The organism is Paracidovorax valerianellae, from assembly GCF_900102625.1.
Lineage (GTDB): Bacteria > Pseudomonadota > Gammaproteobacteria > Burkholderiales > Burkholderiaceae_C > Paracidovorax > Paracidovorax valerianellae.
Genome location: NZ_FMZC01000001.1, coordinates 280,956 through 295,231, shown reverse-complemented (window position 1 = coordinate 295,231; position 14,276 = coordinate 280,956). Strand labels below are relative to the sequence as shown.

The following is a 14,276-nucleotide window of genomic DNA, read 5'->3' as shown; positions in this document are numbered from 1 at the left end:
GCGGCTACGCCCTTCAGAGGCGATAACTCAAGCCATTGCTTTTTTCGTTTGATGCTGTCTCTGCAGCAGGACAGTGATCTGGTGGGCTGGCAACGGCTTGCTGAAGTAGTAGCCCTGCGCTTCGTCGCATCCTTGTTCGCGCAGGTAAGCCAGCTGTTCGCTCGTTTCCACACCTTCGGCCGTCGTTCGGATGCCCAGTGCCTGCGCCATCCGGATGATGGCGCTGACGATGGCGCGGTCGTTCGAATCGTTGCCCAGGTCGCGCACGAAGGATTGGTCGATCTTGAGCTTGTAGATCTGAAAGCGCTTGAGTTGGCTCAGTGACGAGTAGCCGGTGCCGAAATCGTCCATGGACATTCGCACGCCTCGGGCATGCAACTGATCCATGGTGGCGATCGCCGAGCGGGGATCGTCCACGGCCACGCCTTCGGTCAACTCCAGTTCCAGCCGGTTAGCGCGCAGCGAGGTGCTGTCCAGCAGCCGGCTTACCAGTTCCGGCAGTTGTGGCTGGCGGAACTGCAGGGCGGAGAGGTTCACCGCCATGGCCAGCCAATCCATGCCCATGGCGTGCCAGGCCTGCAGCTGGTCCAGCGCGGTTTGCATGACCCACTCGCCGATCTGCAGAATCTGGCCGCTGTCCTCGGCAATCGGAATGAATTCCGCAGGAGAAATGTTTCCGAGCTCAGGGTGCTCCCAACGCAGCAGGGCCTCCACGCTTCGGATTTCGCCGGTAGCGATGGTGATCTGTGGCTGGTAATGCAGATGGAGCTGATTGCGCTCGAGTGCACGGCGCAAGGCGTTTTCCAGCAACAGGGCCCGCACCGACTGGGCCTGCATCTCCGGGGTGAAGAATCGGTAGGTGTTGCGCCCATCCAATTTGGCCCGGTACATGGCCACATCGGCAGATTGGGTGAGGGTGTCGAAATCGGCACCATCGTCCGGAAACAATGCAATGCCCATCGATGGCGCCATCGTGAGTTCGTGGTGGCCGATCTGATAGTGCTGCCGCGATGCCTCCTGCAGCTTGCCCGCCACCCGTGCAGCGCCGTGCGCGTTGGCCCCGGGGAGCAGCAAGATGAACTCATCGCCGCCCAGACGCGACACCGTGTCTTTGTCGCGCACTACGGCACGCAGTCGTTTGGCGATTTCGACGAGCAACGCATCGCCGACCCTGTGCCCCAGGGAGTCGTTCACATGCTTGAAATGGTCGAGATCCAGAAAGATGACGGCCAGGGGCGTGCCACCTTCACTGGCCGCACGGATCGCATGGAGGCTGCGTTCGGCGAGCAGCGTGCGATTCGGCAATCCTGTCAGCGGGTCGTAGTGGGCCAGCCAGTAGATTCGTTCCTGGTCGTGCTTGCGATCGTTGATTTCGCGATGCAAGTTGTCCACGGTTTCGCTGAGCTGCCGTGTGCGTTCGTGCACTTGCCGCTCCAGATCGGCGTGCATGCGGGCCAGCTCTGCCTGCGCTTGGCGCTGCTCGCTGACGTCCATGGCAATGCAGACCGATCCGTTCTGCGGGCGCACGGGATCGATGGCCTTGACGCGCACTTCACACACCACGGCGCGGCCATCCTTGGCACGCAGAGTCATCTCGCCCACGAAAACTTTTCCGTCGTTTAACGGCGTGTAGCAGCGCTGATTGGCATCTTCCCAGTCGGCGTCGCTGAAGTGCCATTGCCGCGTGGCCGCATTCGCCAACTCTCCGGGGCCGTATCCCAGCATCTGTTCGAAATGCTGATTGCATCGCGTCATGCGCTGCCGCGAAATGAAAGCGATGCCTACCATCGCGTGATCGAAAAGGGCCTGCTTTTCCTGCACCACGGCATGGAGCTGGGTCTGGGCGTGCCGCTGTTCATCGATGTCGTCAATGATCCAGATCGAGCCTTCCGAAGTCTCTCTCGGGTTGATCAAACGGCCAGCCAGGCTGCTCCAGAACAGCCGGCCATTGCACCGGCGCATCTGGGACTCGGTGCGATAGGTTTCGCCGCGAGCAAGTACGGGGTAGGCATTGCGGCCCAGTTCCCGGAAGGCATCCACGCTCGCGTGCAGGGTCTGGCTGCTTTGGCCCACGGCATCTGCGGCCGATTCATGGCCGAAGATGTCCACGAAGCGCTGGTTGCAGCGCACGATCTGCCGCTGCCGGATGAACACGATGCCCACGCCGGCGCTGTCCAGCAGGGTTTGCTGTTCACGCAGGATGCGTTGCAAAGTCGGCCCGGCCTGGAGAAGCTCGGGCACCTCAAGCGTGGGGCTCATGAAGATCGGTGGTGCCCTGGAGGGGCGCAAGTTGTACGAAAGTGTAGCAGCCACCTTTGGCCCCCTTCTTGGGGATTGTCTCGATCAATGGCTGGTTGAAATGGCTGCAGACAAGTCATCCACCTGTCATGGGCTGGACATGGCCGCGTCACGGGCTCTCGCCACAGTCTCGTCCATGCGCGAAGGCATCGGCGCCTTCAAGCAGCGATTCAACCACCCTTGCTGGGAGAGACGAGTGAACGAATTACCCACCCCGACCATGCCCCTGTGTCCAGATTCCTTGCCCAGGGGGTCACTTCACCGCCCAGGCCTTTCGAGCGATCTGGGAAGCGCTTTGCCAGCCCAGGGTGGGGTGGAAGTGGCGTGGGCGCGGCACCTTGACGAAGTCCGGGAAGCGCAGCAGCTGAGGTTCGAAGTATTTGCATCCGAAATGGGTGCACGGCTCAACACCACGCTGCCGGGGCATGACGTGGACCTTTTCGATGAGTACTGCGAGCATCTGCTGGTTCGCGACGCCACGACCCGGCAGGTGATCGGTACTTACCGCGTGCTCACGCCGGCCCAGGCCCGGCGGGTCGGAGGCACCTACAGCGACACCGAGTTCGATCTGACGCGATTGCGCAGCCTGCGCGAGCGCATGGTGGAACTGGGGCGCAGTTGCGTCCACCCCGATCATCGACATGGCGGTGTCATTCTGGCCCTGTGGGGCGCCCTGGCGGACTTTATGGTGCGCAACCAACTGGACACCATGATCGGCTGTGCCAGCATTCCCATGCTGCACAACGGTTTGGTCAGTGGCGACGCTGCGGCCAGCATCTGGCACCAAGTGAAGCAGACGCATCTGGCTCCCATCGATTACCACGTGCTTCCGAGGCTCCCCCTGCCTGTGGAGCAGTTGGACGGCTCGCTCCACATCGAGCCGCCCGCACTCATCAAAGGCTACCTGCGACTGGGCGCTCGCGTGTTGGGCGCACCGGCATGGGACCCGGACTTCAACACTGCCGACCTCCCCATGTTGATGCGCATCGCGGACCTGCCGTCGCGCTATCGCAAGCACTTTCTCGGAATGTGACGGCGTCTCATCTGTCATGAACCTCAGCAAACCTCTCATGACAACTGAGTCGAAGTGTCATGAAACTGTCACCGTGGCTGCCAATACTGGGACGGAACCCATCCATTCCAAAGCATCCATGCCGTCGCCTTCAGAGAACATTCCTGCGGAGCCGCCCCTTGCCTCTGCCTCGACCCATGGGGAAATCGAGGAGGCCAGCGCTCCGCAACAGCCCGAGAAAGCATTGAACGCCGAGCCTGATTTTCTCAATCGCGACCACAGCATCCTGGCTTTCAACGAGCGGGTATTCGACTGGGCCGCCCGCATCGATGTGCCGTTGCTGGAGCGCCTGCGTTACCTTTGCATCGTCTCCTCGAATCTCGATGAGTTTTTCGAGGTTCGCGCAGCTGCCCATCTCACCGCAGCTCAAAACGGTGATACCAAGGGGCCTTACACGGTCGCCTCCTTCGAGGAATTGGCAGCCAAGGCGCACGACCTTGTCGCGCGGCAATACGCGCTGTACAACGAATCCCTGACGCCCGCATTCGCGGCGCAGGACATCCACATCGTGTCGCACGGGGACCGCACCGGGGCGCAACGCCGTTGGGTCAACGAATACTTCGATCGTGAAGTCCGCCCGCTGCTGATTCCCGTCGGCCTGGACCCTGCGCATCCGTTTCCGCAGGTGGCGAACAAGTCACTGAACTTCATCGTCCGGCTGAAAGGCAATGATGCCTTCGGACGTGAAAACGAAATCGCCATCGTCAAAGTCCCACGGGTACTGCCGCGCCTGATACGCATGCCTTCCAAAGTGGCGGTGACAGGAGCGCAATTCGTCAGTCTGTCCAGCATTGTGCGGGCACATCTGGCGGAGCTTTTCACCGGGCGCGAGGTGACCGAATTTTCCCAGTTCCGTGTGACCCGGCATTCTGACCTCGCCGTGGACGAAGACGACGTGCGCAACTTGCGTACTGCGCTGCGGCAAGGTCTGGAGCATCGGCACTACGGGCAGGCTGTGCGGCTGGAGGTGTCATCCAGTTGCTCGCGGTTTCTGTCTGATTTTCTGCAGCAGCAGTTTGCCTTGCCCGACGCAGCGCTATATCGCGTGCACGGTCCGGTGAACCTGGTGCGGCTTTCGCAACTGGTGGACCTGGTGAATGACCCGGCGCTGTTGTTCACGCCTTGGCGTTCCGTGTGGCCCCGGCAGATCCAGCCAGGCACCTCGTTGATCGAGCAGATCGGGCGGCGCGACGTGCTGGCCCACCAGCCTTTCGAGAGTTTCGATGCCGTGTTGGCGTTTCTGCGAGAGGCGGTGAACGACCCCCAGGTGTTGGCCATCAAGCAAACCATTTACCGCACCGGGGCGGATTCCGAACTCATGGAATTGCTGCGCGAGGCGGTCCGGCGCGGCAAGGAAGTCATGGCTGTGGTGGAGTTGAAAGCGCGGTTCGACGAAGAGGCCAACATCAACTGGGCAGAGGCCCTGGAGTCGATCGGTGCGCAGGTGGTCTATGGGGTGGTGGGGCTCAAGACACACGCGAAGATGCTCCTGGTCACGCGCCGCGAAGGCCGGCATCTGCGTCGTTATGGGCACCTGTCGACTGGCAACTACAACCCGCGCACGGCTCGCCTGTACACCGACCTGAGCTATTTCACGGCAGATCCCGAAGTCACGGCCGACATGGACGCCGTGTTCAATCACCTGGCCAGCCAGAACAAGCTGCCCAAGTTGCGCAAGCTGGTCTTGGCGCCTTTCCATTTGCAGCAGCACATGCTGGAAATGATCGAGCGGGTGGGGCAGGCCGCAGCGAAGGGCGAGGACGCCCGCATCGTGGCCAAGATGAATGCGCTGACGGACGATGCTCTGATGCGCGCGCTCATCCGGGCAGGGCAGCAGGGCGCTCGCATCGATCTCATCGTTCGGGGTGCCTGCATGCTGCCTGCGCAGCGCGCGGGATTCACCGACAACATCCGGGTGCGTTCGGTGATCGGCCGCTTTCTGGAGCACACACGTGTGTTCTATTTCCGCGCTGGAAAAAGCGAAGACCTGTTTCTGTCCAGTGCCGACTGGATGAACCGCAACATGCTGCGCCGGGTGGAATTGGCCTGGCCCGTCACGGACCGTGATTTGCGCCAACGCATCATCGACGAATGCCTGGTGGCTTATCTGCAGGACGACCGGGACGCCTGGACGCTTCAGCCGGACGGCACCTATGAACGCGCGCCCCACCCGATCTCGGGGAAGGGTGCGCAACGGGCGCTGATGGACCGTTATGGGCCAGTGACTGCGCCCTTGGTCAATGACAACCACGGTGGCGGAAACCGCTCCAAATCCAAGACATGATGGATCTCATCCTCTGGCGACACGCGGAGGCCGAAGAACTCCGAGAAGGACAGGACGACCTGGATCGCCCATTGACGGCCCGTGGCGAAAAACAGGCGGCACGCATGGCTGCCTGGCTGGACCGGCAGTTGCCCGATGGCCTGCGCATGCTTTGCAGCCCGGCCCGGCGCACCGAAGCGACGGCGAAAGCGCTGGGGCGCAAATACAAGCTGCGTGCGGAACTGCTGCCGGGAGGCAGCCCCCAGGAGTTGCTCGAACTGTCGCAGTGGCCAAAGTCGAAAGGCGCTGTGCTGGTGGTGGGCCACCAGCCTATGCTGGGCCAGACCGTGGCTGGGCTGCTGGGCCTGCAAGCGCCGGAGTGCACGATTCGCAAGGGCGCAGTTTGGTGGCTGCGCCAACGGCCCAGACTGGACACCACGGAAACCATCCTGTTGGCGGTGCAGTCTCCGGACTTTCTCTGAGCCTAGGCATCGGACCAGGCCCAGATTTCCTGGACAGGTTACTTGCGTGGCGCTGTCTTGGCCGGCTTAGTGGCCTTTTTGGCTGCAGTGGTTGACGGAGCGGATGCCTGTGCCTTCGGGCGACCGGTCTTGATGGACGGAACGTCTTGCAGCGCTTTCGCCAACGCGTCGTTGCTGAGGGCGGAGAGCAATTTGAGTCCGGCGCGCAGCAGTTCGCTCTTCTTGGCGGTCGTCCCCAGTTGACCGCTCCGCAGTTTCAAGGCTTCGATGGCGGCGTATTCGTCCTTGGGAATGGTGAAGCTGTCGCGCACGAGCTTTGGCTTCTTGGCTTTTGTGTCTCGAACGGGTGTGCTGGTTTCGGCGGGCTTCGCTGCCGCTTTTTTGCGGGCGGCCGGCACTTTCTTAGGGGCCGATGCGGATTGGCTGCGCGACGCGGCTTTTTTAGCTGAGGGCGTGGCGCCGGCTGTTACTGGCGCTGTCGTGGGAGCAGCGGCAGGCTGGGTGGAAGAAGCAGCAGAAACGTCGGTAGTGTTGGGCATGGATGCAGATCAAAAAAACGGTATATACAGTTTATACCGTTTCACCTTACCGCTCGCTTTCAACGGAGCTCTGCTGTGAACTCCCATGGCGTTTTCAGCCAGGCTCCGCTTTCTTCCCGAAGAAGATGGGCCGACTGCGGATACAACGCCGACCAACCCGGGCGAGAGGTAATGACATAGCGGTTGCCCTGCTGGGACAGCGCCATCCCGTCCATGTCGGGCGCGCGGCGGGCATGGCACAGGGCAACGGCCACCCGCAGGCAGACGAGCTGCAGCGCAAGATCGGCATCTTCCAGGTTGGCTTCGAGCTTGCGCACCTTGCCCCGATGGCCTTTGATCAGAAGGCCGAGCCGGTGCAACTCCCACACCGCGAACCCTGCGGCATCGGTGTTGTCCAAAATATAGGCACCGTGATGGTGGTATTCGCTGTGCGAGATGCGGCAACCCACCTCGTGCAACTGGGCTGCCCATGCCAATTTGCGCTCATCGCGCTCGGACGGCTTGCGGCAGGCCTGTAAAAACAGAGTGCAAGCCGTCTTGGCGACACGTTCCGCATGCTCGATGTCCACGGCAAAGCGGTGCATGAGGCCCCGAACGGTTGACGAGCGCAGGTCGGTTTCCGGGAGTTCGCGGTCCAGCAGATCGTAGAGCGCACCCTGCCGCAAAGCGCCTTGCGCGACCTGCATCTGCTCGATCTGCAGCAACTCGAACACGGCGCGCAGCACGCTGAGGCCACCGCCGATCACGCTGCGGCGCTCTTCCTTCAGCCCTTCCATGCGGAGCCTGTCCACGGACCGCACACGCAAAAGCTGTTCTTGCAGCCAATCCAGGCCCTGGCGCGTGACCACTCCGGCGGGGTGGCCCGCAGCCGCCAGAACGTCTCCCACGGCGCCTACCGTGCCGGACGACCCGTAAGCCACATCCCAGGCGTCTGGTCGATAGGTGTTGAGCGCTTCGTCCAGAACCGCCTGGGCTGCGATTTCGGCGGTGCGAAAGGTCTGTGCGGTGAAGATCCCGTCCGCAAAATACCGGCTGGACCAAGCCACGCTGCCCACCCGGTACGAAGCGACGGCCCGGGCCGAAAACTGCTGGCCCAAGATCAATTCGGTAGATCGACCGCCGATGTCAACGACCAGCCGGCGTTCATCGGACTGGGGCAGCAGCCGTGCCACGCCTTGGTAGATGAGTCGGGCTTCTTCGGGGCCAGAGACCACGTCAATGCGGTGTCCCAAGATATCGCTGCCGCGTTGCAGAAATATCTCGCGGTTGCGCGCCTCCCGCAGGGTTTGCGTGGCGACTGCGCGAACGTGGTGCGGCTCGAAAGCCTTGAGGCGTTCGGCGAAGCGGGCCAGGCAATCCCAGCCGCGCTGCATGGCGTCGGGGGTCAGGTTGCGGTCTTCGTCCAGGCCGTTGCCTTGGCGAACCGTTTCCTTGAGGTACTCCACACGCTGGATATGGCCGTGTTCGAAGCGCCCGATTTCCAGGCGAAAGCTGTTGGATCCCAGATCTACAGCGGCAAGCAGTGTTCCGTCGTGCATGGTGTGGCGCGGTGCGCGCTGGTTTTCAGGCGGGGCAGCATAGCACCTGCTTTCCAGTCGATGGCGCTTCGGAGCTGGGCGGGGGAGGGCCGGCATACCGTCCTCCCCTGAAGGTTTACGGTCTTGACCGGATTACTTCTTGGCCGGTGGCATCAGCACGCGATCGACCACATGTACCACGCCGTTGCTGGCCAGAATGTCGGCCTGCACGACCATGGCGTCTTCCACGGTCACGAAGGTGCCGGCGCGCGCAACGGTGATTTCACCGCCTTGCAGCGTCTTGACCGAGCCAGGCTGCACATCGGCAGCCGTCAGGCGCTTGGGAACGATGTGATAGTTCAGAACCGCCTGGAGTTTGGCTTTGTCAGCGCGCAGTTCTGCCATGGTCTTGGCGGGCACTGCCTTGAATGCTTCGTCAGACGGGGCAAATACCGTGTAAGGGCCGCCAACCGCCAACGTGTCGGACAGTCCGGCCTGCGTAGCCAGGGTGCGGAACGTGCTGATGGACGGCGTGGCTGCCAAGGCTGCGGGAATCGGGCCCGATGCGCTGGGAGCCGTGGCGCAGGCGCTCAGCGTTGAAACGGTAATGGCGGCCAGCAAGACAGGAAAGAGGTAACGGCGGTACATGTAGGGTTTCTCCGAAGGGTTGCCGACGGGGTCGGTGCGCCGGAGACTACGCAGCAACCATGACGGTTGCGTGACAGGACAGAGCTGTTTTTCCTCTGAAGCCAATGAATGACAGAGTACGGTCAGTGTCACGACGGTGTCATAAAGGGCTTCTAGAGTCGCCTCACTGATTCTTCTCAACCAAGAGGTTCCTACATGAAACTGTCTGTGATTCGGATTCTGGTGTCGGGTGTGGTGGCTGCTGGTGCTTTCTCCAGTGCCTGGGCGCAACAAGAAGCCACGGGTGCCGGTGCAAGCTTTCCTGCTCCGCTGTACTCCAAGTGGGCTGCAGACTACAACAAGGCAACCGGCGTCAAGATCAATTACCAGTCGGTGGGTTCGGGTGCCGGCCTGCGCCAGATCGAAGCGAAGACGGTGGACTTCGGTGCATCGGACGCTCCCCTGAAGGACGACGAGTTGGCCAAGAAGGGCCTGCTGCAATTTCCTACCGTCATCGGCGGTGTGGTTCCCGTGGTGAACATCAAAGGTATTTCTCCTGGCCAGATCAAGCTGAGCGGACAGGTGCTGGGTGACATCTATCTGGGCAAGATCACGAACTGGAGCGATGCAGCCATCAAGGCGCTGAACCCCGGCGTTAATTTGCCAGACGCAGCCATCGCGCCCGTTCGCCGTGCCGACGGTTCGGGCACCAGCTTCATCTTCACCAACTACCTCTCCAAGGTGAACGCCGAGTGGAAGTCCAAGGTCGGTGAAGGCACCGCCGTCAACTGGCCCACGGGCGCTGGTGGCAAGGGCAACGAAGGCGTGGCCGCTTTCGTCGGGCGCCTTCCCAACTCGATCGGTTACGTGGAATATGCCTACGTGAAGCAGAACAAGCTGAACTACGTGCAGCTCCAGAACGCCGATGGCGCATTCGTCTCGCCGGAAGACAGCGCGTTCAAGGCCGCTGCCGCTGGCGCCGACTGGGCCAAGAGCTTCTACCAGATCCTCACCAATCAGCCTGGCAAGGAATCGTGGCCCATCACCGGCGCGACCTTCATCCTGATGCACAAGGCGCAGGACAAGCCCACTCAGGCGACGACGTCGCTCAAGTTCTTCGAATGGGCCTATAAGTCGGGTGACAAGACGGCAGCCGATCTGGACTACGTGCCCATGCCGGATTCCGTGAAGAACGTCATCATGAAGTCCTGGGGCGATATCAAGGACACTTCCGGCAAAACCGTTTCGCTGAAGTAATCACATGGCGGCCTGCCTTCGCAGGCCGCCAGTTCGTTTTTTCTTAAGGAAGGCACAGCAGTGTCCAGCACCATGCCAGTCCGCCAGTCGTCCTCGATGCCGGTTCGCGCCGAGGCTCCGAATACCACCCCGCCCCCCAGGTCGCCGCTTCTGTCCGGCGTGCTGGCGGATCGCATCTTCGGGGTGCTCGCCCGTGGTGCCGCCTTGCTCACGCTGGCGCTCCTGGTGGGCATCCTGCTGTCGCTCGTCGTGGGGGCGTGGCCCTCTATCGAGAAGTACGGCCTGACCTTTCTGACGCGCAGCGTTTGGGACCCCGTCCAGAACGATTACGGCGGCCTCGTCATGATCTATGGCACGTTGGCCACGTCGTTCATCGCGTTGCTCATCGCCGTGCCGGTGAGCTTCGGCATTGCGCTCTTTCTCACCGAACTCTCCCCCGCCTGGCTCAAACGCCCGCTGGGTACCGCCATTGAATTGCTCGCAGCGGTTCCCTCCATCGTTTATGGCATGTGGGGCCTGATGGTGTTCGGGCCCATCCTGGCCGCCTGGGTGCAGCAGCCGCTGCAGTCGCTGTTCAGCGGCATTCCCTACCTGGGCGCTCTGGTGTCCGGCCCCCCGGTGGGTATCGGCATTCTTTCGGCCGGCATCATCCTGGCGATCATGATCATCCCGTTCATTGCGGCGGTCATGCGGGATGTCTTCGAAGTCACCCCTGCGCTGCTCAAGGAATCGGCCTATGGGCTGGGTTCCACGACCTGGGAAGTGGTCTGGAAGGTCGTGCTGCCGTATACGAAGACCGGCGTGCTGGGCGGCGTGATGCTCGGCCTGGGCCGTGCGCTGGGCGAGACGATGGCCGTGACCTTCGTGATCGGTAACATGAACCAGCTCAATTCGCTGTCGGTTTTCGAAGCCGCCAACAGCATCACCTCGGCGCTGGCCAACGAATTCGCCGAAGCGGGCGAGGGCCTGCACCAGGCCTCGCTGATCTACCTCGGACTGGTGCTGTTCTTCATCACGTTCGTGGTGCTGGCCCTGTCCAAGGTGCTGCTGTCCCGTCTTCAAAAGAATGAAGGAACCCGCGCATGAGCACGTCGCAACATCTGATCACGGCCGCCGAAATGGCCCAGTTGCGCCAACGCCGCTACGACAGCCGCAAGCGCCTGAACAACATCGCTCTCACGCTCTCGCTTGCCGCCATGGTGTTCGGTGTGTTCTGGCTGGTGTGGATTCTTTGGGAAACGATCCGTCTCGGCATCGGTGGGCTCAGCCTGGCGTTGTTCACGGAGATGACACCGCCACCCAACGAAGTGGGCGGTATCTCCAACGCCATCTTCGGCTCGCTCGTCATGGTTTCGCTCGCGACCTTCGTGGGAACGCCCATCGGCATCATGGCCGGTGTGTACCTCGCCGAGTACGACACGCGGGGCTGGCTGGCATCTACCACCCGCTTCGTGAACGACATCCTGCTGTCGGCACCCAGCATCGTCATCGGCCTGTTCGTGTATGCGGTGATCGTGGCCCGGTTCAAGAGCTTTTCCGCGTACGCCGGCATTCTGGCCCTGGCATTGATCGTGATTCCGGTGGTGATCCGCACGACCGAGAACATGCTGGTGCTGGTGCCTGCCAGCCTGCGGGAAGCCGCCTATGCGCTTGGTACGCCCAAGTGGAAAGTCATCACGATGGTGACCTTGCGCGCCGCGCGTGCAGGGGTGATCACCGGCGTGCTGCTGGCGGTGGCCCGCATCGCGGGTGAAACGGCGCCGCTACTGTTCACGGCGCTCAACAACCAGTTCTGGAATGCCGACCTGGGCAAGCCGATGGCCAGCCTTCCGGTCACCATTTTCAAGTTCGCCATGAGCCCTTACGAGAACTGGCAGCAACTGGCCTGGGCGGGGGTGTTCCTGATCACCGTCGCCGTTCTTGGCCTCAATATCCTGGCCCGCGTGCTGACGCGCCAGAAGTAAGCAACACAAGGAAGACACCATGCCCTACCCAATGCCCGCAGTGTCCGAGACGCCCAAGATCACGGTGCGTGACCTGAACTTCTATTACGGCAAGTTCCATGCCCTCAAAGGCATCAACCTCGACATTCCCGAAAAGAAGGTCACGGCCTTCATCGGACCATCGGGTTGCGGCAAGTCCACCTTGCTGCGCACCTTCAACCGCATGTTCGAGCTCTATCCCGAACAACGTGCCGAAGGCCAGATCGTGCTGGACGGCGAAAACCTGCTCACCAGCAAGCAGGACGTGGCGCTGATCCGTGCCAAAGTCGGCATGGTGTTCCAGAAGCCCACACCATTCCCGATGTCGATCTACGACAACATCGCTTTCGGCGTGAAGCTTTTCGAAAGCCTCAATGCCACCGACATGGACGACCGTGTGGAATGGGCGCTGCGCAAGGCGGCCCTGTGGAACGAGGTGAAGGACAAGCTGCACCAGAGCGGCTCCGGCCTGTCCGGCGGGCAGCAGCAGCGGCTTTGCATCGCCCGCGGCATCGCCATCAAGCCCGAAGTGCTTTTGCTGGACGAGCCATGCTCAGCGCTGGACCCCATCTCCACCGCGAAGGTCGAAGAACTGATCGCCGAACTCAAGAACGACTACACCGTCGTGATCGTGACGCACAACATGCAGCAGGCAGCGCGCTGCAGCGACTACACGGCTTACATGTACCTCGGCGACTTGATGGAGTTCGGCGAAACCGAACAGATGTTCTTCAAGCCGCAGCGCAAGGAGACCGAGGACTACATCACTGGCCGGTTCGGCTAAGGAGCACAAAATGCCCGACAAGCACCTCTCTTCACAGTTCGACAGCGAACTCAACAGCATCTCCGCCCGGGTCATGGAACTGGGCGGTCTGGTCGAATCGCAGATTCGCCAGGCCATCTATGCGCTTTCGCAGTTCAGCGTGGAAGCGGCCGATCAGGTCGCCGCTACCGAGCACCGCGTGAACGCGATGGAAGTTGAAATCGACCATGAGCTCTCTTCCATCATCGCGCGGCGCCAGCCCACCGCGCGCGATCTGCGCCTGCTGATCGCCTTTTCCAAAGCCACCGCGAATCTCGAACGCATGGGCGACGAGGCCAACAAGATGGCGCGCATGGTCAAGTCCATCATCGAAAGCGGCTCCGCTCGGCTGTTGCCGACCACCGACCTGCGTGTGGCGGCGGACCTGGCTTCCGGCCTGTTGCGCAAGACGCTCGATGCGTTCGCAAGGCTCGACACCAAGGCCGCCGTGGCGATCCTCAAGGAAGACGACCTCATCGATAAAGAGTTCGACGGCTTCGTGCGCAAGCTCATCACCTACATGATGGAAGACCCCCGCACCATCTCGGCCAGCCTGGACCTGCTGTTTCTCGCCAAGGCGATCGAACGCATCGGCGACCATTCCAAGAACGTGGCCGAATTGATCATCTACCTCGTCAAGGGCAAGGACGTGCGGCACACCGCCCTGGACCAGATCGAATCCGCCGTGTTGTGAAAGGCGGTGCATTTCCATGAAGAGACTTCCCCGTGTACTCATCGTCGAGGACGAACCCGCCATTGCCGAACTGATCGCCGTCAATCTGCGGCACAACGGCTTTCAGCCCATCTGGTCGGAAGATGGCGAATCTGCGCAACGCGAGCTCGATGCCGTGCTGCCTGACGTCATCCTGCTCGACTGGATGCTGCCGGGCCAGAGCGGACTCACGCTGGCGCGCAAATGGCGGGCCGACGCGCGCACCAAGCCCATTCCCATCCTCATGCTGACCGCACGCGGTGATGAGCCGGACAAGGTCGCGGGGCTGGATGCGGGCGCGGACGACTACATCACCAAGCCGTTTTCCACCCAGGAACTGCTGGCACGCATCCGTGCCGTGCTGCGCCGCCGGGCACCGGAGCAGGTGAGCGACAGCGTGACCATCGGCGAATTGACGCTGGACGCGGCCACCTACCGGGTAACCTTTCAGGCGCAGCAGCTCAAGATCGGCCCGACCGAGTTCAAGCTGCTGCACTACCTGATGAAGCACCCGGAGCGAGTGCACAGCCGAGCCCAGTTGCTGGACAAGGTGTGGGGCGACCATGTGTTCATCGAAGAGCGCACGGTCGATGTGCACGTCAAGCGGCTGCGAGAAGCGCTGGGCGTTGCCGGCGCGATGGTGGAAACCGTGCGCGGCGCTGGATATCGCCTGACGGCGCAGCCGCCGGCACTGATGCAGGCTTGACGCCCGCCCTGCGGTGCCG

The 14,276-nt window shown here is 62.0% G+C and carries 13 protein-coding genes; 9 read left to right on the top strand and 4 right to left on the bottom strand.

What is annotated here, in order from left to right; translation table 11 throughout:
* Window positions 1-27 precede the first annotated feature (27 nt).
* Window positions 28-2,259 (bottom strand): bifunctional diguanylate cyclase/phosphodiesterase, encoded by a 2,232-nt coding sequence (locus tag BLT03_RS01345; RefSeq protein WP_092739544.1) that lies wholly within the window; start codon window positions 2,257-2,259, stop codon window positions 28-30.
* Between the two features lie 235 nt (window positions 2,260-2,494).
* Between BLT03_RS01345 and BLT03_RS01340 the strand changes: the two genes are divergently transcribed.
* From BLT03_RS01340 to BLT03_RS01330, 3 genes are all read left to right on the top strand, one after another.
* Window positions 2,495-3,331 carry a GNAT family N-acetyltransferase gene (locus BLT03_RS01340; RefSeq protein ID WP_092740045.1) on the top strand — a complete coding sequence of 279 codons (837 nt, stop codon included), beginning with the start codon at window positions 2,495-2,497 and terminating at the stop codon, window positions 3,329-3,331.
* Window positions 3,332-3,449: 118 nt separating this feature from the next.
* Window positions 3,450-5,654 carry a polyphosphate kinase 1 gene (gene ppk1 / locus BLT03_RS01335; protein ID WP_092739542.1) on the top strand — a complete coding sequence of 735 codons (2,205 nt, stop codon included), beginning with the start codon at window positions 3,450-3,452 and terminating at the stop codon, window positions 5,652-5,654.
* The gene (locus BLT03_RS01330; protein ID WP_092739540.1) at window positions 5,651-6,115 is read left to right on the top strand and encodes a SixA phosphatase family protein; all 465 of its coding nucleotides are present in this window, start codon (window positions 5,651-5,653) and stop codon (window positions 6,113-6,115) included. The genes ppk1 and BLT03_RS01330 overlap by 4 nt, the downstream gene beginning before the upstream one ends.
* Window positions 6,116-6,153: 38 nt before the next feature.
* Here BLT03_RS01330 and BLT03_RS01325 read toward each other — a convergent pair whose 3' ends face one another.
* The 3 genes from BLT03_RS01325 to BLT03_RS01315 form a co-directional block, all read right to left on the bottom strand.
* A complete protein-coding gene (locus BLT03_RS01325; RefSeq protein WP_092739538.1) occupies window positions 6,154-6,654 on the bottom strand; it encodes a hypothetical protein in 501 nt (166 codons plus the stop codon).
* 59 nt (window positions 6,655-6,713) lie between these two features.
* Window positions 6,714-8,192 carry a Ppx/GppA phosphatase family protein gene (locus tag BLT03_RS01320; RefSeq protein WP_092739536.1) on the bottom strand — a complete coding sequence of 493 codons (1,479 nt, stop codon included), beginning with the start codon at window positions 8,190-8,192 and terminating at the stop codon, window positions 6,714-6,716.
* Between the two features lie 132 nt (window positions 8,193-8,324).
* Complete coding sequence (locus BLT03_RS01315) at window positions 8,325-8,819, bottom strand: fasciclin domain-containing protein (protein WP_092739534.1); 495 nt, start codon at window positions 8,817-8,819, stop codon at window positions 8,325-8,327.
* A gap of 195 nt (window positions 8,820-9,014) precedes the next feature.
* On the opposite strand from BLT03_RS01315, the gene pstS reads away from it, so the two are divergent.
* The 6 genes from pstS to phoB all read left to right on the top strand — a co-directional run bounded on the left by pstS (window position 9,015) and on the right by phoB (window position 14,257).
* On the top strand, window positions 9,015-10,055 hold the full coding sequence (pstS, locus tag BLT03_RS01310) for a phosphate ABC transporter substrate-binding protein PstS (protein ID WP_092739532.1): 1,041 nt from the start codon (window positions 9,015-9,017) through the stop codon (window positions 10,053-10,055).
* Window positions 10,056-10,151: 96 nt separating this feature from the next.
* Window positions 10,152-11,141, top strand: coding sequence for a phosphate ABC transporter permease PstC (pstC, locus tag BLT03_RS01305; protein WP_434802323.1), 990 nt, complete (start codon window positions 10,152-10,154; stop codon window positions 11,139-11,141).
* Window positions 11,138-12,019 carry a phosphate ABC transporter permease PstA gene (pstA, locus tag BLT03_RS01300; RefSeq protein WP_092739529.1) on the top strand — a complete coding sequence of 294 codons (882 nt, stop codon included), beginning with the start codon at window positions 11,138-11,140 and terminating at the stop codon, window positions 12,017-12,019. The genes pstC and pstA overlap by 4 nt, the downstream gene beginning before the upstream one ends.
* A gap of 19 nt (window positions 12,020-12,038) precedes the next feature.
* Window positions 12,039-12,821: a phosphate ABC transporter ATP-binding protein PstB gene (pstB, locus tag BLT03_RS01295; protein WP_434802319.1), complete on the top strand. Its 783-nt coding sequence runs from the start codon at window positions 12,039-12,041 to the stop codon at window positions 12,819-12,821.
* A gap of 10 nt (window positions 12,822-12,831) precedes the next feature.
* On the top strand, window positions 12,832-13,533 hold the full coding sequence (gene phoU, locus BLT03_RS01290) for a phosphate signaling complex protein PhoU (RefSeq protein WP_092739525.1): 702 nt from the start codon (window positions 12,832-12,834) through the stop codon (window positions 13,531-13,533).
* 16 nt (window positions 13,534-13,549) lie between these two features.
* Complete coding sequence (phoB, locus tag BLT03_RS01285; RefSeq protein ID WP_092739523.1) at window positions 13,550-14,257, top strand: phosphate regulon transcriptional regulator PhoB; 708 nt, start codon at window positions 13,550-13,552, stop codon at window positions 14,255-14,257.
* Window positions 14,258-14,276 lie beyond the last annotated feature (19 nt).